The sequence below is a fragment of the Plantibacter cousiniae (nom. nud.) genome (genome assembly GCF_977070315.1).
The window spans coordinates 132,048-152,434 of the sequence record NZ_CDRVEU010000004.1; the positions used below are offsets into that span (position 1 = coordinate 132,048).

18 protein-coding genes are annotated in these 20,387 nt (G+C 58.1%); 10 read left to right on the forward strand and 8 right to left on the reverse strand.

The window, feature by feature from the left end:
• Nucleotides 1-3 precede the first annotated feature (3 nt).
• Both glcF and ACW55A_RS10550 read left to right on the forward strand, forming a co-directional pair.
• Complete coding sequence (gene glcF / locus ACW55A_RS10545) at nucleotides 4-1,236, forward strand: glycolate oxidase subunit GlcF (protein ID WP_455808143.1); 1,233 nt, start codon at nucleotides 4-6, stop codon at nucleotides 1,234-1,236.
• Between the two features lie 34 nt (nucleotides 1,237-1,270).
• Nucleotides 1,271-1,678, forward strand: coding sequence for a heme-binding protein (locus ACW55A_RS10550; protein ID WP_003436282.1), 408 nt, complete (start codon nucleotides 1,271-1,273; stop codon nucleotides 1,676-1,678).
• Nucleotides 1,679-1,725: 47 nt separating this feature from the next.
• On the opposite strand, the gene ACW55A_RS10555 is transcribed toward ACW55A_RS10550, so the two are convergent.
• Complete coding sequence (locus ACW55A_RS10555) at nucleotides 1,726-2,697, reverse strand: YncE family protein (protein ID WP_498811294.1); 972 nt, start codon at nucleotides 2,695-2,697, stop codon at nucleotides 1,726-1,728.
• Between the two features lie 329 nt (nucleotides 2,698-3,026).
• Nucleotides 3,027-4,043, reverse strand: a complete 1,017-nt coding sequence (gene gntR, locus ACW55A_RS10560) for an HTH-type transcriptional regulator GntR (RefSeq protein ID WP_054081606.1) — start codon at nucleotides 4,041-4,043, stop codon at nucleotides 3,027-3,029.
• 244 nt (nucleotides 4,044-4,287) lie between these two features.
• Between gntR and ACW55A_RS10565 the strand changes: the two genes are divergently transcribed.
• The 3 genes from ACW55A_RS10565 (at nucleotide 4,288) to csrA (ending at nucleotide 6,979) form a co-directional block, all read left to right on the forward strand.
• Complete coding sequence (locus tag ACW55A_RS10565) at nucleotides 4,288-4,815, forward strand: gluconokinase (RefSeq protein ID WP_498811293.1); 528 nt, start codon at nucleotides 4,288-4,290, stop codon at nucleotides 4,813-4,815.
• 98 nt (nucleotides 4,816-4,913) lie between these two features.
• Nucleotides 4,914-6,266, forward strand: coding sequence for a GntP family permease (locus ACW55A_RS10570; RefSeq protein ID WP_003436276.1), 1,353 nt, complete (start codon nucleotides 4,914-4,916; stop codon nucleotides 6,264-6,266).
• A gap of 524 nt (nucleotides 6,267-6,790) precedes the next feature.
• Nucleotides 6,791-6,979 carry a carbon storage regulator CsrA gene (gene csrA / locus ACW55A_RS10575; RefSeq protein WP_002554157.1) on the forward strand — a complete coding sequence of 63 codons (189 nt, stop codon included), beginning with the start codon at nucleotides 6,791-6,793 and terminating at the stop codon, nucleotides 6,977-6,979.
• Between the two features lie 118 nt (nucleotides 6,980-7,097).
• Here csrA and ACW55A_RS10580 read toward each other — a convergent pair whose 3' ends face one another.
• From ACW55A_RS10580 to ACW55A_RS10590, 3 genes are all read right to left on the reverse strand, one after another.
• Nucleotides 7,098-8,498, reverse strand: a complete 1,401-nt coding sequence (locus tag ACW55A_RS10580) for a pyridine nucleotide-disulfide oxidoreductase (RefSeq protein WP_455808144.1) — start codon at nucleotides 8,496-8,498, stop codon at nucleotides 7,098-7,100.
• Nucleotides 8,499-9,217: 719 nt separating this feature from the next.
• Complete coding sequence (locus ACW55A_RS10585; protein ID WP_003370403.1) at nucleotides 9,218-9,478, reverse strand: DUF1652 domain-containing protein; 261 nt, start codon at nucleotides 9,476-9,478, stop codon at nucleotides 9,218-9,220.
• 404 nt (nucleotides 9,479-9,882) lie between these two features.
• Nucleotides 9,883-10,392 carry a GNAT family N-acetyltransferase gene (locus ACW55A_RS10590; RefSeq protein WP_003370401.1) on the reverse strand — a complete coding sequence of 170 codons (510 nt, stop codon included), beginning with the start codon at nucleotides 10,390-10,392 and terminating at the stop codon, nucleotides 9,883-9,885.
• A 405-nt stretch (nucleotides 10,393-10,797) separates the two neighbouring features.
• On the opposite strand from ACW55A_RS10590, the gene ACW55A_RS10595 reads away from it, so the two are divergent.
• The 3 genes from ACW55A_RS10595 (at nucleotide 10,798) to ACW55A_RS10605 (ending at nucleotide 14,423) form a co-directional block, all read left to right on the forward strand.
• The gene (locus ACW55A_RS10595) at nucleotides 10,798-11,688 is read left to right on the forward strand and encodes an alpha/beta hydrolase (protein WP_498811292.1); all 891 of its coding nucleotides are present in this window, start codon (nucleotides 10,798-10,800) and stop codon (nucleotides 11,686-11,688) included.
• A 54-nt stretch (nucleotides 11,689-11,742) separates the two neighbouring features.
• Nucleotides 11,743-12,183, forward strand: coding sequence for a GNAT family acetyltransferase (locus tag ACW55A_RS10600; RefSeq protein WP_122266302.1), 441 nt, complete (start codon nucleotides 11,743-11,745; stop codon nucleotides 12,181-12,183).
• Nucleotides 12,184-12,302: 119 nt separating this feature from the next.
• Entirely contained in the window at nucleotides 12,303-14,423 is a 2,121-nt protein-coding gene (locus ACW55A_RS10605; RefSeq protein WP_080336513.1) for a TonB-dependent siderophore receptor, read from the forward strand.
• Between the two features lie 58 nt (nucleotides 14,424-14,481).
• Here ACW55A_RS10605 and ACW55A_RS10610 read toward each other — a convergent pair whose 3' ends face one another.
• Entirely contained in the window at nucleotides 14,482-15,159 is a 678-nt protein-coding gene (locus ACW55A_RS10610) for a DUF3237 domain-containing protein (RefSeq protein ID WP_498811291.1), read from the reverse strand.
• Between the two features lie 28 nt (nucleotides 15,160-15,187).
• Here ACW55A_RS10610 and ACW55A_RS10615 point away from each other — a divergent pair, with 28 nt between their 5' ends.
• Together ACW55A_RS10615 and ACW55A_RS10620 are read left to right on the forward strand one after the other, a co-directional pair.
• Nucleotides 15,188-15,805 (forward strand): TetR/AcrR family transcriptional regulator, encoded by a 618-nt coding sequence (locus ACW55A_RS10615; protein WP_003370390.1) that lies wholly within the window; start codon nucleotides 15,188-15,190, stop codon nucleotides 15,803-15,805.
• A gap of 132 nt (nucleotides 15,806-15,937) precedes the next feature.
• Complete coding sequence (locus ACW55A_RS10620) at nucleotides 15,938-17,650, forward strand: methyl-accepting chemotaxis protein (protein ID WP_498811290.1); 1,713 nt, start codon at nucleotides 15,938-15,940, stop codon at nucleotides 17,648-17,650.
• Between the two features lie 3 nt (nucleotides 17,651-17,653).
• Here ACW55A_RS10620 and ACW55A_RS10625 read toward each other — a convergent pair whose 3' ends face one another.
• Nucleotides 17,654-18,535 carry a CAP domain-containing protein gene (locus tag ACW55A_RS10625; RefSeq protein WP_003370372.1) on the reverse strand — a complete coding sequence of 294 codons (882 nt, stop codon included), beginning with the start codon at nucleotides 18,533-18,535 and terminating at the stop codon, nucleotides 17,654-17,656.
• Nucleotides 18,536-18,673: 138 nt separating this feature from the next.
• Complete coding sequence (locus tag ACW55A_RS10630) at nucleotides 18,674-20,314, reverse strand: methyl-accepting chemotaxis protein (protein ID WP_065351040.1); 1,641 nt, start codon at nucleotides 20,312-20,314, stop codon at nucleotides 18,674-18,676.
• Nucleotides 20,315-20,387 lie beyond the last annotated feature (73 nt).

Sequence of the window (20,387 nt, forward strand, 5' to 3'; positions counted from 1 at the left end):
AACATGCAGACCACATTGAGTGAACACGCCAGAACCCTGCCGCGCGCCGAAGAAGCCGAACGTATCCTGCGCAGTTGTGTGCATTGCGGTTTCTGTAACGCCACGTGCCCGACCTATCAATTGCTGGGTGATGAGCTGGACGGTCCACGCGGCAGGATCTACCTGATCAAGCAGGTGCTCGAAGGTCAGCCGGTCACCGAGAAAACCCGTCTGCATCTGGACCGCTGCCTGAGCTGTCGCAACTGCGAGACCACCTGCCCGTCCGGGGTGGATTACCACAACCTGCTGGACATCGGCCGCGCGGCGGTTGAGGCCCTGGTGCCGCGGCCACTCGCAGAACGCATGCTGCGTGAAGGCTTGCGTCGCGTCATCCCCCACCCTGGGCTGTTCAAATCCCTGACCGGCATGGGCCTGAAGTTCAGGCCGTTGCTGCCACAAACCCTGGCCACCAAGCTGCCGGAGACGGTCCATCCTGCCGGACTTCGCCCGCACACCGGTCATGCGCGCCAAGTGCTGCTCCTGGAAGGTTGCGTTCAGCCGGGTCTGTCGCCCAACACCAATAGCGCTACGGCGCGGGTGCTGGATCGTCTGGGCATCGGCGTTACGGCGGTCGGACAGGCGGGTTGCTGCGGCGCCGTGGATTATCACCTCAATGCACAGGAGACAGGGCTGAACCGGGCACGGCGCAACATCGACGCGTGGTGGCCCGCGTTGCAGGGCAGTGTTGAAAGTCTGATCCAGACGGCCAGCGGCTGCGGGGCCTTCGTCAAGGATTACGGCCACCTGCTGCGCCATGATCCAGCCTATGCCGACAAGGCCAGGCAGATCAGCGCGCGAACCAAGGATCTGGTCGAACTGCTGCGCGACGAACCGCTGGAAACCCTCGGCATCAAGACCGATCAGCGCCTGGCGTTTCACTGCCCGTGTACGCTGCAACACGCGCAAAAACTCGGCGGCGAAGTCGAGCGTGTCCTGACTCGTTTAGGCTTCAATCTGACCACAGTGCCGGACGGTCATTTATGCTGCGGCTCTGCAGGCACCTACTCCATCACCCAGCCTGCCATCGCCCGTCAACTGCGCGACAACCGCATGAACGCACTGGAGAGCGGCAAACCGCAGGTGATTGCCACCGCCAATATCGGCTGTCAGACCCATCTGGCCAGCGCCGGCCGAACGCCAGTGCGGCACTGGATCGAACTGATCGACGCAGCGCTTGGCACGCCTGAATCACACTGAACCCTATTCAATAATCACTGCTCCGGAGAACCCCATGAAGATCAAAGCCGTCCTGACCCAGACCGAAATCAGCCTGATGCTCGGTGCCGCACGCGATGAAGCACGGGCCAATGCCTGGGCCGTGTCCATCGCCGTCGTTGATGACGGCGGCCATCTGCTGGCATTCGAGAGACTGGACGACGCCGCACCGATCAGCAGCTACATCGCGATCGAAAAAGCCCGCACCTCGGCACTCGGCAAACGTGAGTCCAAGGGTTACGAAGAGATGGTCAATGGCGGGCGCACTGCATTCCTGAGTGCTCCGCTGCTGACTTCCCTGGAAGGCGGTGTGCCGGTCATCGTCGACGGCCAGGTAATCGGTGCACTGGGAGTTTCAGGCGTGAAAGCCGAACAGGATGCTCAGGTCGCCAAGGCCGGTGTCGCAGCACTTGACGCCGACTGACGGGCGGCCCGGCTGGTCACACGCAAGCCAGGCCACTGCAGGAGTCTTCATAGCCGGTAGATCGAAATCCAGCTCATGTCCGGATGGCTGGAATAGATATACGTGCCGGTCTTGTTGAGTACAGCGCCGCCTACCGACGGAAAGTAGGCAATGCAGGTGGCGATGCCCTTCACCGTATCGATCCGGTAAACGTCGTAATTACAGGTGTAGATTGCGTAGACATAGCGGTCATCCGGTGTCACGCCGATGACTTTCACCGGGTAACCCTGCGTGCCGATTTTTTCCCGATAGAAGGTTTTATTGGTCGCGGCATCGACGATGTAGACCTCGTCGATGCCGCCGACATACAGCCAGGCGCCATCGGAACTGAAGGCCATCGAACGTGGGTCGGAAAACCCGGTAATGTCATGCTGCAGGTAATCGACCTTGCTGATCGCAAGAACATCGGTAGGCGCGGTGCGATCAACCAGCATGGTCGCGTAAAACCTGTCGTTCAACGGACTGATCCCGAGGGCCAGCGATGCGTTGGTCAGGGCGCCCAGATCGAACTCGTTTTCGACCGTGTAATTCTCGGTCTCGATCAGACGAATCAAACCGCCGAACGCATTCTGAAAGGACAGGCAGATAAAACGGCCATCGGCACTGCACAGGATCCTGTTGACGTTGGCTGCCGGGAGTATCCTGATCACTTCGCGCAGGCGCGTATCGACCACGTAGCACCTTTTCTGGCCAATGGTGTAAAGCCTTTTACCATCGGGGCTCAAGGTAATCGCGCCGGCCCCTGCCCGCTTGATGGCGCCCGTTACGCTGGCACTGGCGATGTCGACCACACTGACTTCCCGGCCACTTTCATGGGCGACATACAACGTGGTTTCATCAGGGCTGATAGCGATCTGTGCGGGTACAAAGCCCAGGGGGATAATGCCGGTCAGCCACGCGATGTCCAAGGGCACACCCGAACCGACGGGGTCAGCGATATGCGTCAAGGCTCTAACGTTCTGAGATGCTTTTTTTTGCATTTCTCTGATCCTTCAATAGGTCTTGTAAGACCGCCAGAACGGGGAATAGATAAGAAGATATATCCCCGTCATCCAACGATGCGGCCAAGACACTTATGCCGCTCCGAGCCAAAAACATAGGGTCATTGAATACTCAACACGGGGGGATGGGTACTGTCAGAAATGACAGTCAAAATGTGCCGGAACCGTTCGAATGAGGGTATCGCTGGCAGTGCAGGACAGCGCGGTCGGGCACTCCAGCCCGAAGGCATCGAGCCCGCAGAGCGCCATTACCATTGGTCAGCGCAATGACCCGGAGGAGGCTCGCGAGAATTGGCCGGGGAAAATCCTCAAGAGCTTTCCCGCACCACCAGCTCAAAGCCGAGATCCACCAGAGGCTGCTGGGTGACCCCGTCAAGCAGGCCCAGCAATACCTGAGCAGCGCGCTGCCCGACTTCTTCTCTGGGCGTGCGTATCGAGGTCAGGCGCGGCACCATGTGCGCGGACCCCGGCAGGTCGTTGAAGCCCACCAGAGAGACTCGTTCGGGAATCGTGACGCCCAGGCGCAAGGCCTCCAGCGCAGCGCCTTGTGCCAGGTCGTCGTTACAGAAAAATACCCCGTCGACATCCGGATGCTGGTCAAGCAGGCGCGCAAACAACTCCCCGCCCAGACCGATCGACGAGGCCTGGCGTGTCGAGACCTGCAATGCTGGGTCGAACAGCCCGGCGTCTTCCAGCACCCGACGGAACCCGGCGCCACGTTGCAGTACACGAGGGTCGAGTTGGGCGGCCATGTACGCCAGCCGACGGCGGCCACGCCCGAGCAGATGGCGCGCGGCTTCAGCACCGGCCTGTTGTTGCGAGAACCCGACGCAATAGGCGCCCAGGCGGGTGTCGAGTTCCATCATGTGCACGCAGGGTATGCCACTGGTTTCAAGCATCTGGCGAGACGCTGCCGTGTGGTCGAAACCGGTCAGCAGAATACCGCGCGGGCGATTGACCAGATGGTTGCGCAGCAGCTTCTCTTCCTCGTCAGGTGAGTAATGGTAGTTGCCGATGACCACGTCCAGGCCCCGCACGCGCAACACGTCCTGAATGGCTTCCAGCGTCTCGATGAACAACTGGTTGGACAGTGACGGCACCAGCACCACGACGGTCTGACTGCAGGAAGAAGCCAGTGCCCTGGCGGCTGGGTTGGCTACATAACCCAGGCCCTGCGCCGCAGCACGGACCTTTTCCACAAGTTCAGGCGCCACGGTGCTGATACCGCGTAACGCACGCGAGGCAGTGATCGGAGAGACACCAGCCAGCTTCGCCACTTCATTGAGCGTGGGGCGACCGGTAGAGCGGGAACCAATGCGTATCATGCGTTGCCAACTAACATAAGGGTTGCCAAATGTGTCGAATGCCCCATAAGGTAGCGCTGTCTCATGGAACGTGACAATGCTTTATCGCTGGTTTCACAGGGGTTGCCCGGTTCGGGTCCCGCGGAGAACAGCCTCCCATGCTTATTGATGAGCCCAAAACAACGACAAATAACTGGAACAGCCCGGGCTGGGACTCATGTCCACCCGAAAGAAGACAGCGCTGTCTCCAGATGAGGTGCCTACTGTGACAACTGCGAATACTGCTATTTCCGCCCTTGTGGTGATGGGTGTGTCTGGCTGCGGCAAAAGCGCCGTGGGTGCCGAGATTGCCCTGAACAGCGGCGGCCGTCTGATCGAAGGCGACGCGTTCCATCCACCGGCCAACATCGAAAAGATGAGCGCCGGAATCCCCCTCAACGACGAAGACCGTGCCGGCTGGCTGACCCGCTTGGGCGAAGAGATGGCTGCCGCCCTCGCCAACGGTGAACACCCGGTGCTGACCTGCTCCTCGCTCAAGCTCATTTATCGCCAGCGCCTGCGTGATGCGGTGCCTGGCCTGGGTTTCGTTTTTCTGGAGCTCAGCAAGGAACTCGCCAGCGAACGCTGCTCGCACCGGCCTGGGCACTTCATGCCCGCCAGCCTGGTGGACAGCCAGTTCGCGACCCTCGAACCGCCCTATGGCGAACCGCTGACATTGATCGTGGACGCGTCCCAGCCTATCGATGTCATCGGCAAACAAGCCGCAGCATGGTGGAAAGGCTCTCACGCCTGATAAAGGTGTGAGTGCAAAAGACAGCGCTGTCTTGCGCACACACGATTGAAGTCGGCGCTGTTAACAGTTCCTTAAAACAATAAACCGGAGAGACACCCATGTTCGGTATGACCCATGAGACGTTCCTGCTCGTCGATGCCTTGGTGACCATCGTCGGCCTGGTGCTGCTGATCACCACTTTCAAGGTGCACCCTTTCGTCGCGCTGACCCTGGCGGCAGGCTTTCTTGGCCTGACCTCGGGAATGCCGGTCGAAAAAGTCATGAAATCCTTCCAGGACGGCTTCGGTGGCGTACTGGGCTTCGTCGGTATCATCCTTGGCCTGGGCACGATGCTCGGCAAGCTGATGGCCGACTCGGGCGGCGCAGACCAGATTGCGCAAACGCTGATACGCACCTTCGGCAAGCAGAAAGTGCACTGGGCAATGATGTTCTCTGCCTTCCTGGTGGGCATCCCGTTGTTCTTCGAGATCGGTTTTGTCCTGCTGATACCGCTGGTGTTCATTGTCGCGCGACGCACCGGCGTGCCCATCGTGAAGATCGGCATTCCGCTGCTGGCAGGCCTGTCAGCCGTGCACGGTCTGGTTCCACCGCATCCGGGTCCGTTGCTGGCCATCGGCATCTTCGGTGCAGACATCGGCAAGACCATTTTCTACGGACTGATCGTTGCTCTGCCAACCGCCATCATCGCTGGCCCGATCTTCGGTAACTGGATTTCCAAAAGTATCCCCGGTACGCCGTCCAAGGAACTGATGGACCAGATTGCCAAGGAGTCGAGCACTGACAACCTGCCAGGCTTCGGCATCACGCTGGTGACCATCCTGCTGCCAGTCTTCCTGATGCTGCTCAAGACTTTGGCCGACGTGGTATTGCCGGAAAACAACATGTTCCGCATCTGGATGGATCTGATCGGTCACCCGATCACCGCCCTGCTTGCCGCGCTGTTGCTGGCGTTCTACACCTTTGGTGCCGCGCGCGGGTTTGACCGCAGCAAGATCATGAAGCTGCTGGACCAGAGTCTCGCTCCGGTGGCGGCAATCGTGCTGATCGTGGGCGCAGGCGGTGGCTTCAAGCAGATGCTGGTGGCCAGTGGCGTCGGTGACGTGATCGGGCACATGGCTGTGCAGGCGCAGATCAACCCGATCATGCTGGCCTGGCTGGTAGCGGCGGTCATCCGCATCGCAACCGGTTCGGCGACGGTGGCAACCATTACCGGTGCCGGCATCGTAGCGCCGGTGGTCGGCCTGATTCCAGGCGTCAATCGCGAACTGCTGGTGCTGGCAACCGGTGCCGGTTCGTTGATCCTGTCGCACGTCAACGACGCCGGGTTCTGGCTGGTGAAGCAGTACTTCAACATGACCGTTGCCGAGACCTTCAAGACCTGGACAGTGATGGAAACCATCCTCTCGGTCGTCGGCCTGATTTTCATCATGCTGTTGTCGATGGCGGTGTAAACCCCGGACCAGGCCTTCGCGGGAGCTGCAGCCCGCGAACGCCTGGCTCCGCCTCACACCTGTGCATCACCCTTCCCAGCCCCCCCGCAATACACCACATCAGCGTGGACACTACGGCGATCTGCAGCCCCTTCCTACACACTCGTTCGCCACTTTCATTTGAATTTTCAGAAAGCCCGGGCAATCTGGTGAAGTCGTGCCTACGCTTGTACTCATATCGAAATGGCTTGAGCAGCACCGTCGACCGAGACGATGACGACCCTGAACGGTGCAGCGGCTGACGTTACTTTTTATATGACGCCAGTAAATACGGGCATTTTCACGTCGAAACGGGCAGAATTGGCGCACTCGTCGTATCCGGGATGCAAATCTCGATGACAAGAAAATGAACCGAGGGAATTTAATTCACCTGTGCGACGTCATAAGACGGATGCATTTGGATGCACTCGGCAACAATCACCACGCAAAGGCAAACGCCAGCCTCTTGAGAGAGGCGTTTTCAAGAGGCCATCAAGGAAAAGATTATGTTGATACTCACTCGCAAAGTAGGCGAAAGCATAAACATCGGTGACGAGATCACCGTCACGATTCTTGGCGTTCAAGGGCTTCAAGTCCGCCTGGGCATCAATGCACCTAAAAATGTTTCAGTGCATCGTGAAGAAATCTACAAACGTATCCAGGCAGAACTGGCTCCCAACCAGGACCCACAATAATTCCCGCACCACCCCCTTATTCAATGCTGATCTGCCGTTTATTGGCAGACCGGCCGTACGGCGTCCCTGGGACGCCGTTTTTTATGGCCGCCATTCTGCGCTTCTCTGCTGCACCGGCCTAACCGGCCTGAAGGCCTAAAGCCGCCTGCATGAACCCCTCCGAAATGAACGTCTCGGCAGCTACAGGTTGATGAGCGAGTCTGCGCGTGACCGCCTCCAGTACCACTCGGCTGGCATCATGATGAAACTGCCAGACGCCGTATATCCGGCCGTCGAAGGCGGGTTCGCTGCCCAATTGCGGGTCGACGCCCAGTCCGGCGCCCAGACCGAAAAGATGCAGGCCCTTGATTCGACGACCGTGCTGGTCGAACGGGCAGCCGCCAGCGTCCGAGTCGAGTCCCCCCTTGGCCTCGCGCAAGCTGACAAGGTTGCCATCGGCATCCTTCAGTCTGGGCAACACGGGCTGATAACCAGAGCACTGCACGATCACAGTCGAGTCAGCCAGGACACGTCGTGCCTGCTCGTGTTCATCGGAGCGTCCGCCCAGTGTCTGCACCATCTGCACGTGCACGCCGGTTTTGCCTACGCGGCCGCTTTGCAGCGCTTCGCGCCCGATCTCCAGCGCACGGTAACGCAAACCTCCGGAACGGTTGATCCGACCTGAAACCGGACAGACGTCAAGCTGCGCGTCGAATGCGTAGCCGGCTGCGTGCGCCAGTTCAGCACTTTCGTAAAACAGCCTGATACTGCTCCGGTGAACCAGTGACAGTTCTTGCAAGCCAGCAAACTCCAGTGCATCCGCCAGATTCTCAAGCGTCGAGAAAGCGCTGTGAGATCCCCCGACGATGGTGATACGCCCGTTATCGGCCAGCGCCGGGGCAAATACTTCGCGTAACTGCACCGCGTTCATGCGCAACAAGCGGTCAGCGCTCTGGATAGTGCAGGTGTCCGGCAGCGTCAGACCTTGCCGGGCAAGATCATCGATCAGGTGTTGTGGATCCTGGCGCCCGCCCAGGTTGAGCACCAGCGTCTGGCAGCGCACGCTTCTTTTGCCGTACACGCTGTCAACGTGCAGACAGAACTCGTCGCCCTCGCAAATCACCTCATCAAGGCGCGTGCCGGACCATACTTCTACGCCATAACGTTGCACGATGTGGTCCAGCACCAGCCTGGCTGCCTCGGCCATGAGCAGGCCCACATCCGACAGCTGTGGCGCGCTCTGTGCCTGCGCCTTGATGCGCCAATAGGCTGCCGAGTACTCGAGGGGTTCGAACACCTCGCGCAATGCCGGATCACGAAGGCAGTCGATGAATACATCGCCTACCGAGTTGGCAGTAATCCGGTAATCTCCCAGCGCACCCGCCCCGGGCTGGTCGCTTGCATCAATGACAATCAGTCCTTTGGCAGCGAGCCCGGGCATCGCGCCGCTCTTCAGGGCGTAGAACAAAAAGCCCATGCCCGCGAGCCCGGCACCTCCCACCACGCAACCGCAGGCTGTTTCCATACAGTTATCAAACATAATGATGCTCCATCGTCATTTTCATACGTGGGTGCAGTCCAGATGTTCTGGATGTCGAATACCTGATTGATAAGGCGAACCAGCGTCCCTGCACGATTCGAGGCGAAACACATGCAGCACACTACACACGCGCTCATTCACGGCGCCCATGAGACGACGTGGTTAGAGAAGGTGTTCTTCACAAAAAATTACACTAGGTACAACAGACACAGGCCCAATGTTCAGACCTGACAGGAAGAAGGCGTCATGCTACCGCCCTTTTTAAGACAACGCTTTTATCAGCCTGAAAAGAGTGACAATGCGTTACAAAATAAGTCGGGCAACTGAATAGTTGCAAAGAAAATCGGGGGTGTCAAATGGGCTGCAAGCGGCCACAACGGCCTGGAACGCTTTATAACCTGATGATTTGAATGACCTTGTATCGTTTAATTGTTGAATGCCCCTTCAAAAGAGCAGTTTTCGCTGACATTAACGCATTCAATGCGTTCAACTTATTTTTTATAGTCTGCGCCAAAAACAGCATTCTTTCGACGCTGTTAATTTGACGAGCACAAAGCGGTTTTGCGCCACCAGAGGTTCGCATTCATGAAGACCCGCCTAGCCTCTCTGCCTGCGCCGAATGCGGTGGATAAAGCGGCCCTTAGAAACGACAAGGCCCCGATCAGCGATGATCAGGGCCAGGTAACGTGATGCCAGGGCATCAGCGGGGTGCAGCAGTATCAGGCAGCGCTGTAATACGCTTTCGCCACACGGGGCATTACCGGTTCTTCGCGTAACTCGGCCACCAGTGCCGAGATGTCCCGAACCGTATTGATACGGCTGAGCGGCAGATTCATCTGGCGCTGGGTACGCCCCGATACCGGGTCGCTTATCTGCACGTTCATCTGATCATTGGCAATCGTGCAGGTGCAGCGTAACGGCAGGAACGCACGTTCAACGATGCTTCTGAGTTCTAACTCGGACAGTCCACTCGCGATCATCTCTTTATCTCCTTATGTGTGTAAGCATGTCCCGACAGTGACAAATTTTTGATAATTTTTATTGTTGATGACTTTTTAAAAACGGCCCGCGCCAGCCCGCCAATTATCCGTCGCCACTCACTTGATGCTTAAACCCGTTATACACTGCGCGCTGCACTTCAGGCAACTTCCATACTTGAATATCGACCACCCTTTTAACGCGGTTTCTTATTGAGTGCCCCCACAGAAAAAACGATTCACCCTCATGTTCTTCAACAGAATGGGACCCGGCGTGAACCGCAGCGTATAAAAGGCACGTGAAAGGAAGGAATAAAGACCGACGAACGGTTGAACATAAAATGGTTACCGCGCTCGCAAGGCACGCCCGCTCCTTTAAAAGATTCGTGCGTGCCCCGCTCGAAAACTTACTCTTGTGTGTCTTGCATGTTCTCTTTTGCGTCGGTGCCGGACAGCCGCAGGTGAATCAGCGCAACACGCTCGCCACGCTTGTCGCGCTTTTCTTCGATGTGGAAAGGACGAAACCCCATTCGCGGATAGAACAGCAAGCCCGGGACGTTGTGGTTGTAGCAGGACGCGATCATTTCACTCGCCTCGTGCTTGTCGAACGCAATCCCCATCATGGTGGTGATCATGAAGCGCCCTACTCCTCTGGAGCGGGCTTTCGGTGCGATGATGACGTTGCCCAGCGAACAGCGGCCGCGAAACGTGCAGAGAGAAAAGTTGGCAAACCCTACTACTTCGCCATCCATCTCGATGACGGTCGAATCATGACGCGTCTCAAGCGCTTCGATGAGTTGCGAGGCGGTCAACGGGTACGTGGCCCTGGGGAACATATAGAACAGCTCATCGGCATTCTGCGGCATCTCGCAGATGAGGGGGACGTCTTTTTCTTCCAGGGGACGGTAGGTGAACATAGGCGGTAACCTCTTGAAGAAATTGAAGAAAGCGCGGGAATACAGCAAGCAGATCGGCGAATCCGGCGGCGGTAGATGACAAAAACACAGCGCCCTCGCCGACACAGCATAATCCGCAGCTATCGATAAGGGCTACCTCAATAACAAAACGTGCTAATGAGCGTCGTTGTCCAGACTGCCTTCGGGCCACATCGCGCAAGGTATTGAAGCCACCGGTTTTACTCGCCTCGGTCTATCAATCCTTCCGGCGCAGGTACGCAATATCCTGTAACCCGGCGTTCGTCGGCTGGTCTTGCATCCCGGATGCAGATTCTGCATTTATTTCACTTTGTTGACCGGACTCTCCTTCTTATGTCGATTTCGCCTCTGGCTCGCTTCAAAGCCCGTCCGCTCAGATGGATTAGCATGATAGCCGTCATCCTTGGCCTGCCCGTCGGCTGCGCAGTGCTTGAACACAAGGAGCGCGAACTGGTATTTCGCATCGAGCCCGGTACCGCCAGCTGGTACAGCGGTCTGCCGGCAGATGTACAGGAAATCGAACTCAGTACACCGGCATTCGGTAACTCGCAGAATATCCACGCATGGTGGTGGCCCGCTGCGGACAAGAACGCCCCGGCGGTGCTGTACCTGCATGGATCACGATGGAACCTCACCGGCCAGCTGTTCCGTATCCAGCAACTCAAGGCGCAGGGTTACTCGATACTGGCGATCGATTACCGGGGTTTCGGGCAAAGCATGGGCCAGCTGCCGTCGGAGAAGTCCGTGTATGAAGACGCACGCATCGCCTGGGAACGTCTGAAGCAATTGCAACCCGATCCGCAGCGCAGGCTGATTTATGGACATTCTCTGGGCGGTGCGGTGGCAGTGGATCTGGCTGCCGAGCTGGGCGAAGACGCTGAAAAGGACAATGTGCCGATTCAGGCCCGCGGGCTGATCATAGAATCCACGTTCACCAGCCTGGCCGATGTGGCTACCGCGCTGGCCAATACCTCGCTGCCGGTGCGCTGGCTGCTGTCGCAGAAGTTCGACTCGCTGGACAAGATTGCAGACATCCATATGCCGGTGCTGATCGTGCATGGCACCGAGGATCGCTATGTCCCGGCCCGCTTCAGCGAACAGTTGTTTGAGGCCGCGCAGGAACCGAAGAAACTGCTATTGGTGCCTGGCGGTACGCATAACAACAGCATGCAGCTCGGGCAGCCCGCTTACAGCCGGGCCATTCGCGCCCTGCTCGATACACCCGCATCGCTGCCTCAGGTGACAAAACAGGGCAAGGGCTCAAAGACTGCCGGTTAGACAATGCAGGGCGCGTGGCCTTAGTCTTCGGATTCATGGCTAAAGGACCCCGCAATGAACTGTATTGTCGAGTATTCAGACCCGCATCACCGTCTCGCGGTCATCCAACTGTGGAAGACCGTCTTCAATGACGAAAAGCCACACAATCGCCCAGACCTGTCGATCGACAAGAAAAGGGCTGTCGACGACCATTTGTTTTTCGTCGCTCTAGCGGATGACGAGGTGGTCGGGACCCTCCTTGCCGGCTATGACGGTCATCGCGGCTGGCTGTATTCGGTTGCCGTTGATCCCCAACAGCGTGGCAAAGGCCTGGGCACCCGGCTGGTCAGGCACGCTGAAAAAGCGCTCGCGGAGCTTGGCTGTGTGAAGATCAACCTGCAGATCCATACCTTTAATGAAAGCGTGCAGGCCTTCTATCAAGCCCTGGGCTATACGCCTGAGCCCATTATCAGCATGGGTAAGCGGATTGATGCCAATGTACCTAATCTGCCCTGAGCCGTGCGCCCCCTGTTTGCAGGGGGAAAGAAGCCGGCAGGCGCCTCAATCATTTATTTACATGAGAATTAATATCAAATTACAATTATTGCTATTAACGTCCTAGCAGAGCATCTCCCTTGAGCACTTCCTTCCAATGCCCTCGCCGTCCCGGCACTTTTCTGCTGTCCGCGCTTTCTCTGGCGATGTTCTCCGGCGGCGCAGTGCATGCAGCCGAAACCGCAACGCTGCCTGCCACGCAGGTGTCGGCAACCGCGACCGAAACACAGGAAGGCTACAGCGCCAAAAGCGCCAGCACCGCGAGCAAGAGCGATGTACCGCTGAAGGAAGAAGCGCAGTCGGTCAACGTGGTGACACCGCAGACCATCGCCGACTACAACGTGCGCTCGCTGGACGATGCCATGAAGTTTGTCAGTGGCGTGAGCCAAGGCAACACGCTTGGCAACACCAAGGACTCGCTGGTCAAGCGCGGCTTTGGCACCAACGATGATGGCTCGGTGCTGCGTGACGGCGTGCGCTCGGTGGTGTCGAAAAATTTCGGTGCTACCACCGAACGCGTTGAAGTGCTCAAAGGCCCGGCCTCGCTGCTGTACGGAGCCATGGAGCCGGGTGGCGTGATCAACGTGATCAGCAAACAGCCGCAATACGTGCAAAGCACCACGCTCAGTGGCTCGGCGTACAGCGAAGGCGGCGGCAGCTTCGGCATCGACACCACCGGCCCGCTGGGCGACTCGGGGCTGGCCTACCGCTTGGTGGCCGAGCGTCAGAGCGAGGACTACTGGCGTAACTACGGCGTTGACCAGCACACGCTGGTCGCGCCGTCGCTGTCCTGGACCGGGGAGCGCGCCAGCCTGACGCTGGCTTACGAATACAACGATTACGTGAGCCCGTTCGATCGTGGCACGGTGTTCACGGGCGGTCATCCTGCCAATATCAGCTACGACAAGCGCCTGGATGAAAAATGGTCCAATACAGTCGGCATCAGCGAAACCGCAACCGCGCGCTTCGAGTACCAGCTCAGCGATGACTGGAAAACCCGTCTGACCTACGGCTGGAACAACGACCGCTACAGCCTCTCGATTGCCCAGCCGAGTACGCTGTCCAGCAGCGGCGTGCTGCGGCGTCAGGCCAATGGCGGCCACTACGATTATGAAACGCGTTATGCCAGCTGGGACTTCATCGGCAAGCAGGAGCTGTTTGGCCAGCAACATGATCTGCTGATCGGTGCCGAGCAGGAAGACTCCGACAAGTACCGCGGCAAGACCTATCGCAACACCGCCCAGAACGGCTTCAACATCTTTTCGCCCAGCTATGGCAGCCTGGCAGAGCCCAGCGTGATCAGCGCAGCGAACAGCAACCTGAGCAATCAACTGACTTCATCGTCCATTTACCTCAAGGATAACTGGCACCTCGATGACCGCTGGATTCTGGTCCTCGGCGGCCGCTATCAGCATTATGACCAGTACATCGCCCAAGGCCTCGGCGCCAGCCGCAACACTAACCTGGACAAAAATGACGATATATTCCTGCCGATGGCGGGCCTGGTATTCAAGGTCAATGAAGACCTGTCGCTGTACGGCAACTACAGCCGCTCCTTCGTCCCCAATGATGACGTTAACGATGACGGCACCACCTTCGACCCGGAAGAAGGTCGCAGTTACGAAGTCGGGGCCAAATATGCACTGGCACCGGAACTCGACTTCAACCTTGCGGTGTTCGATATCGAGAAGAAAAACGTCGTCACCCCTACTGGCGTGACGGGTGTCAGCGAAGCCGCTGGCAAGGTAGGTTCACAAGGCATCGAGCTGGACGTGACCGGTCGAATTGCCGAGCGCTGGGACATGATCGGCACTTACGCTTACACCCACACCGAAGTGCTGGATGATCCAAGCAACAAGGGCAATCGTCTTAGCCAGGCCCCCAAGCATACGGCCAGCCTGTACCTCACCCACCATCTGCAAGTCCCGTCAGGTCTGGGCGACTGGCACGCAGGTGGCGGCGCACGCTATGTGGGCGAACGTGCTGGCGACGATGCCAACACCTTCTATATGAGCAGCTACACAGTGGCGGATGCGTTTCTGCGCTGGGACGTGCCCATGGCCGGTTATAAAACACGCCTGCAGTTGAATGTGGATAACCTGTTCGACAAGCAGTACTACCCGTCCAGCACCGGCAGCCAGTTGCAGGTCAACGTGGGTGAACCGCGCACCGCGCGCCTGAGTGCCAGCGTCACGTTTTAAAAGGCTGTCGCGTAGCAGGCCTGCCCAGGCGTGCTACGCGGACATTCGCAGGGACTGATCAGAACTTCATTCGGTAAAAGCTGATCAGCGCTTCATTGCCATACAGGTATTCGAACCTGCCGATGAATGCGCTCTTCTCCAGCCACTCGTTAGGACCCAGAGAGACCTGAAAGCGCGGTGTACAGGTGCACTGATAATGACCTTCGCTGATTGGCCATACTCCGTTCTGCAGGTCGTGCTGGCCCGCTTCGTCAACGAGTAGAGCGCCCCTGCTTTCAACGTTGATCATTTCACCCAACTGGGTGACCAGCGTGAAACGGGTTTCCAGAAAGGCAAGCTCGGATGACAACTCAACCAGCGTATTGCTACCGCCTGAGAGTACCGAGCCGCTGAAGTTTTCGCCGTAAAATTCCCCGCCCACTACATTGCTGTTGCTACGCAGCCCGTCACTGCAAATCCCCATGAGCACGGGAGCGTCGGTCTTCAGAATCACGGTCAGCATTTTTTCCAGCTGAGGAGCGGCTGCCGTATTACTACGAAAAGCACGTTTGACGGATTTGTTGAAGTCGATAATGGTCATAGAACTGTTCACTCCATCTTTGAATGGATTCGGGCAACGAATGGCCGGGTGCAGTCCATCGGCATTTATCTGCGCCTGCTTTTCCAGTAAGCTCCACGGAGTCTGCTGAAATCGTACCGAACGGTTCAGTTCCAGTCTAGAGAATTTTGCACACAATCTGCCCACTGGAGAATTGAGGATATGAATGAAGGTCCGTACTGAAGCTCGCCGCGAAGCCATCATTGATGCCGCAGCAAGTGTCTTCCTCGAAATGGGCTACGAGCGTGCCTCGATGAATGAAGTCACCAAACGAATGGGTGGCTCCAAGGCGACGATCTACAGTTACTTCCCCTCCAAGGAAGAACTGTTCATCGCCGTGGTTAACAGGCTCGCAACCGCTCATCTGGCCGACGCGGTTTCAGAGTTGGCGATCCAGGATGACAAACCGATCAATTTGAGAACACTGTTTACCCGTTTCGGGGAACGCATGCTCATGGTGCTCATCAATGACGACAAGGCACTGGCTGTCTATCGCATGGTAGTGGCCCAGTCAGGGCACTCGGACATCGGCATGATGTTTTACGAGTCCGGTCCCAGCCAGTGTTTGCAAACAGTCAGCTCACTGATGGCTCTGGCGATGCGAAAAGGCCAGTTGCGTGAAACCGATCCGCACATCGCCGCATTGCAGTTGACCTCGCTATTGACTGCCGAAACCGACATTCGTCTTTACCAGCAGGCGCCCATGCCGCTGAGTATCGAAGAAATTCACGCCATGGTCGAACGCGCGGTGGATACCTTCATGTTGGGTATGGAGAAACGTTGAGTCCGCATAACAGAACCAAGCGGTTTTGATAAAAGCCAATATTGCAACCCTTCTGAAACACTTTGTTACTCTTTTACGGCCAAGTTAATCCGAATGAGGGCGATATCTGATTACCCCTTCGGAGAAACACTTATGATCCTGCGAAAACTTAACCTGGCCGCTCGTTCGACGCTCTGTTTCGGCGTGTTCTGCCTGATGATCATTGCCTTGGGCTTGCTCGCCCTGCGTCAGGCCGCCGAGCTCAATACTGCGGAAAAATTTATCGAGACCAATGTGCTTCCGAGCGTGAAACAGATCGCGTCGATTGATCGGGAGTTTGTCAGTATTCGGGGCAACAACGCCCGAGTGCGCAATCCGATTGAACCGCAGGATCGAAAGACCAAGGCGCTCAGCGATATCCAGCAGTCTCGCTCGCTGATCGCCGGCTATTTTGACGCCCTCGGCAAATTGATCGTGACTCCGCAAGGACGCCAGGCATTCGATGAATTGTCCCAGGCACAGGCCGGGTATCAGGTGGCACAGGATCGCTACCTGGCCTCGGTGGCCGCCGGCAATCTGGAAGCTGCAGTGGCAACCTCCAATGGCGAAATGAAAAGCGCGGCCGATCAGGTTGAAGCCGGACTGAAGAAACTCAGGACCGTCAACGACGCCAAAGCCGAGAAAGCCGGTGATACCGCTCAGACTGCCTATCAGCAGACGCTGTGGATGGTGGGTATTTTCATCGCCGTGGGCGTCATTACCACGCTGCTCCTTGCCTGGATGTACACCCGCAGCCTGACTGGCCCGATTGGCGATTCGTTGAGTATCGCGCAACGCATCGCCACCAATGATCTGAGCAAGGATATTCCGCAGCATGGCACTGATGAGGCGGCGAAACTGATTGCCGCACTTGCCACCATGCAGGCCAACCTGCGCAATGCCCTGACCCTGATCGGCGAATCCTCCACCCAGCTGGCTGCCACTTCCGAGGAAATGCATGCCGTCACGGAGGACGCATCGCGCACCATTCAGCGCCAGACCAACGAGATCGAAATGGCAGCCACGGCCGTTAACGAGATGAGCGCGGCGGTGGAAGAAGTGGCCAGTAATGCCGCATCGGCATCTGAGGTGACCTCGCAATCCAGCACTGCCGCCATGGCCGGACGCGCTCAGGTCGATGAGACCGTCACGGCGATCAACCTGATGGTTTCCAAGGTGCAGATTACGTCCACCGAGGTACAGGGCCTGGCCGTCATGGCGACGGATATCAGTAAGGTGCTGGATGTGATTCGGGCCATCGCCGAACAGACCAACCTGCTGGCACTCAACGCGGCCATCGAAGCAGCCCGCGCAGGTGAAGCCGGACGGGGCTTTGCCGTGGTTGCGGACGAAGTCCGGGCACTTGCGCATCGTACTCAGCAATCGACCCGTGAAATCGAACAGATGGTCGGCTCGATTCAGACCGGCACCGGCAATGCTGTCAGCGCAATGGAGCAGACCAGCGTTCAGGCCCACAAGACACTGGAGATGGCCAATGGTGCCGGCAAGGCGCTGCTCGAAATCACCGAATCCATCAGCCAGATCAATGAACGTAACCTGATGATTGCCACCGCAGCTGAAGAACAGGCTCAGGTCGCTCGAGAAGTAGACAGAAGCCTGGTCAGCATTCGTGATGCTGTCCAGCCAGACGTCCGAGGGTTCCAATCAGACGGCCATCGCCACTGCCGAACTGTCGACCCTGGCTTCAAGCCTGAACCGTCTCACCAGGCAATTCCGCGTTTAAGCCCCTCTGCCGGGAAGCTCGCTTCCCGGCATCTCTCCTTCGAATGGTCTGCCCAGGCTTGCCAGCCACTGGCGCAGCGCTAGACGCTACTGCTGCGTGCCGAACATTGCCGTCCAGTAAATCCCTGCGTCGCTTTTGGGGTCCATCGCGTAGGCTGCACCCAGCTCGCGGAAATCCGGATTCATCAGATTGGCGCAGTGGCCCGGGCTCAGCAGCCAGCCATCCACCACCTTGCGCGCACTGTCCTGACCGGCAGCAATGTTCTCGCCCACCTGCTGCCCCACATACCCGGCCAGTTCAGCGCGGTCGCCAGGCGTGCGGCCGTCACGATCCTTGTGGTCAAAAAAGTTTTGATTGGCCATCGCCTGGGAATGACGTTGCGCAGCGGTCCCCAGAACCAGGTTCCAGGCCAGCGGCGTGGTAGCGGCGAAGGATTGTGGGCCGCACTGACGTGCCTGAGTGCGGGCATTGTTGATCATTTCCAGAATCTTTTGCCCCTCTGTCTGCCAGTCGCCAAGACGCGACGCGACCAGCGAGCGCGCCAGCACGATACGCCAGTCTCGCCCTTCGCGGCTGACACCGATGTCGACGAACTGCGGGTCCAGCACCACGCGGCAGAAACTCTCCAGAACCGCCTTGAGTGCAGCGTCTGCATTGTTCGGACCGGACAGGCTTATCGCCTGCACAGTGACCATTGGGTAGGAAGCGCGCGTCAACGCCTGTTGCAGGTCCAGATTGCCACTGGCCGGCAGCACCAGACGCGCGTCGCTGGTCAGCGGCGGCAGTTCCGTGGACACCTGCTCGCCACAGCGCTGTGCCTGGCTGCGATAGGCATTGAGGGATTCGATCAGTTGCGTTTCGTCGCCAGCCAGCGCAGCACTGGCAAACACACCAGAGCACAACACGGCCAGAAAGGCTAACGACACTCGCGGGAGCGACAGGCGCAGAAAGTAATGAATGACAGGCATGAAAAGTCTCTCTCGGGCTGAGTCCGCCTATGATGCGCGAAATGACCCGGTCGGGCGCAACGCCTTTTTTATGCCTGACCGGAATTTCACCACCGATCGGGCCAGGACGTGCGCCAGACAATGCCTCTTGGGAGCGACTTATAGCTTGAAGTTGGCCACCAGTGAATTGAACGAGGTGGCCAGTCGCGACAGTTCCTGACTGGACGCGCTGGTCTGGTTGGCACCCGCAGCGCTCTGGGTCGACAGGTCCTGAATGTTGAGCAGGTTGCGGTCCACCTCGCGAGCCACCTGGGCCTGCTCTTCCGAAGCAGAGGCAATGACCAGATTGCGCTCGTTGATGGTTGCAACACCCTGGGTGATTTTCTCCAGCGCCGCGCCCGCACGCTGGGCCAGTTCCTGCGTGTTGGTGGCCAGCGACAGGCTCTTGCCCATCGCCGCAACCGCGCCGTCAGCACCCGATTGCACGGTGCTGATCATGCCTTCGATTTCCACTGTCGATGCCTGGGTACGGTGCGCCAAAGCCCGAACCTCGTCAGCCACCACCGCAAAACCACGACCCTGTTCGCCAGCACGTGCAGCTTCAATGGCGGCGTTCAAGGCCAGCAGGTTGGTCTGCTCGGCGATACTGCGAATAACGTCAAGCACCTTGCTGATTTCCCGGACATGCCCGGCCAGCTCGGACACAGCGCCAGTGGATGCGGTGATCTCATGGACCATGGTGGTGATGCCCTTGACCGTGTGATCGACCTGGCCACGGCCATCGATGGCATCGTCTGTAGCAGACTTCGAAGCCTCAGACGTGGATACCGCGTTACGCGCCACTTCTTCCACTGCGGCAGTCATCTGATTGACGGCCGTTGCCGCCTGCTGGATTTCGTCGTTCTGGCGAGTCAGCCCGCGGGTGCTTTCATCGGTGACGGCACTCAGTTCTTCGGCAGCGGAAGCCAGCTGGTCCGAGGCACTGGCAATCTGTTGAATGGTGTTTTTCAGACCGCCCTGCATGTCGGACAGCGCGTTCAACAGTTGTCCGGCCTCATCGCCACTGTTGGAAACAATGGGCTGGGTCAGGTCACCGCCCGCAATGCGCTGAGCACTGGCGACTGCGACAGCCAAAGGACGGGTGATCATGCGGGTAATCAGCACGCCGAGCATGATGGCCACCAGAAAAGCAATCACCACGCCAATCTCCAGCATTAATACCGAACTGGCCTTCAGGTCGGCAGCAGCGGCTGCGCCTTCCTTGATCTGACGATTGTTGGAATCGATCATGATCCGCAGATAGCTGCGCACCTTGGTAAAGCTTTCCGAGGAAAGGCTGTTCAACTGGGTCCGGGCAGCCTCGTAATTACCCGCCTTCATCAGGTCGACAACCTGTTGAGAGCCCGAAACGTACGCGGGCAGCATCAGTTCCAACTGGTCACCGGCGGCGCGCTCGTCATCTTCCAGAGGCGTGGCGCGGTAGATCGCAAACACTTTTTGCGCACGGGCCAGGTCATCACTCAACGCCTGACGAACTCGATCCTTGTCCGTTTCGGAGACACCGCCATCCTGCGCATCCAGCAAACGGTAAAGCCCGCGGTTGTGGGCGGTGAAGCTGGTCAGCGCTTCATTGGTGTTGCTGACCGAGACAAGGTTGTTGGAGAAGGTCAGCTCAAGGGCATTGGCCAGGCGTGTCACGCCCACCATACCCAAGGCGCCGACGGCCAGCGTAATCAATGCACAGATGATGAAAGCGGAGAGCAGCTTGGTGGAAAACTTGGACTGACGCAGGACGTTCATGGGGCTTACCTGTTGCTGAATGAGGAGTGATGTCAGTGCCGGAATGAGTTGATCAAACAGCGATGATGTCATA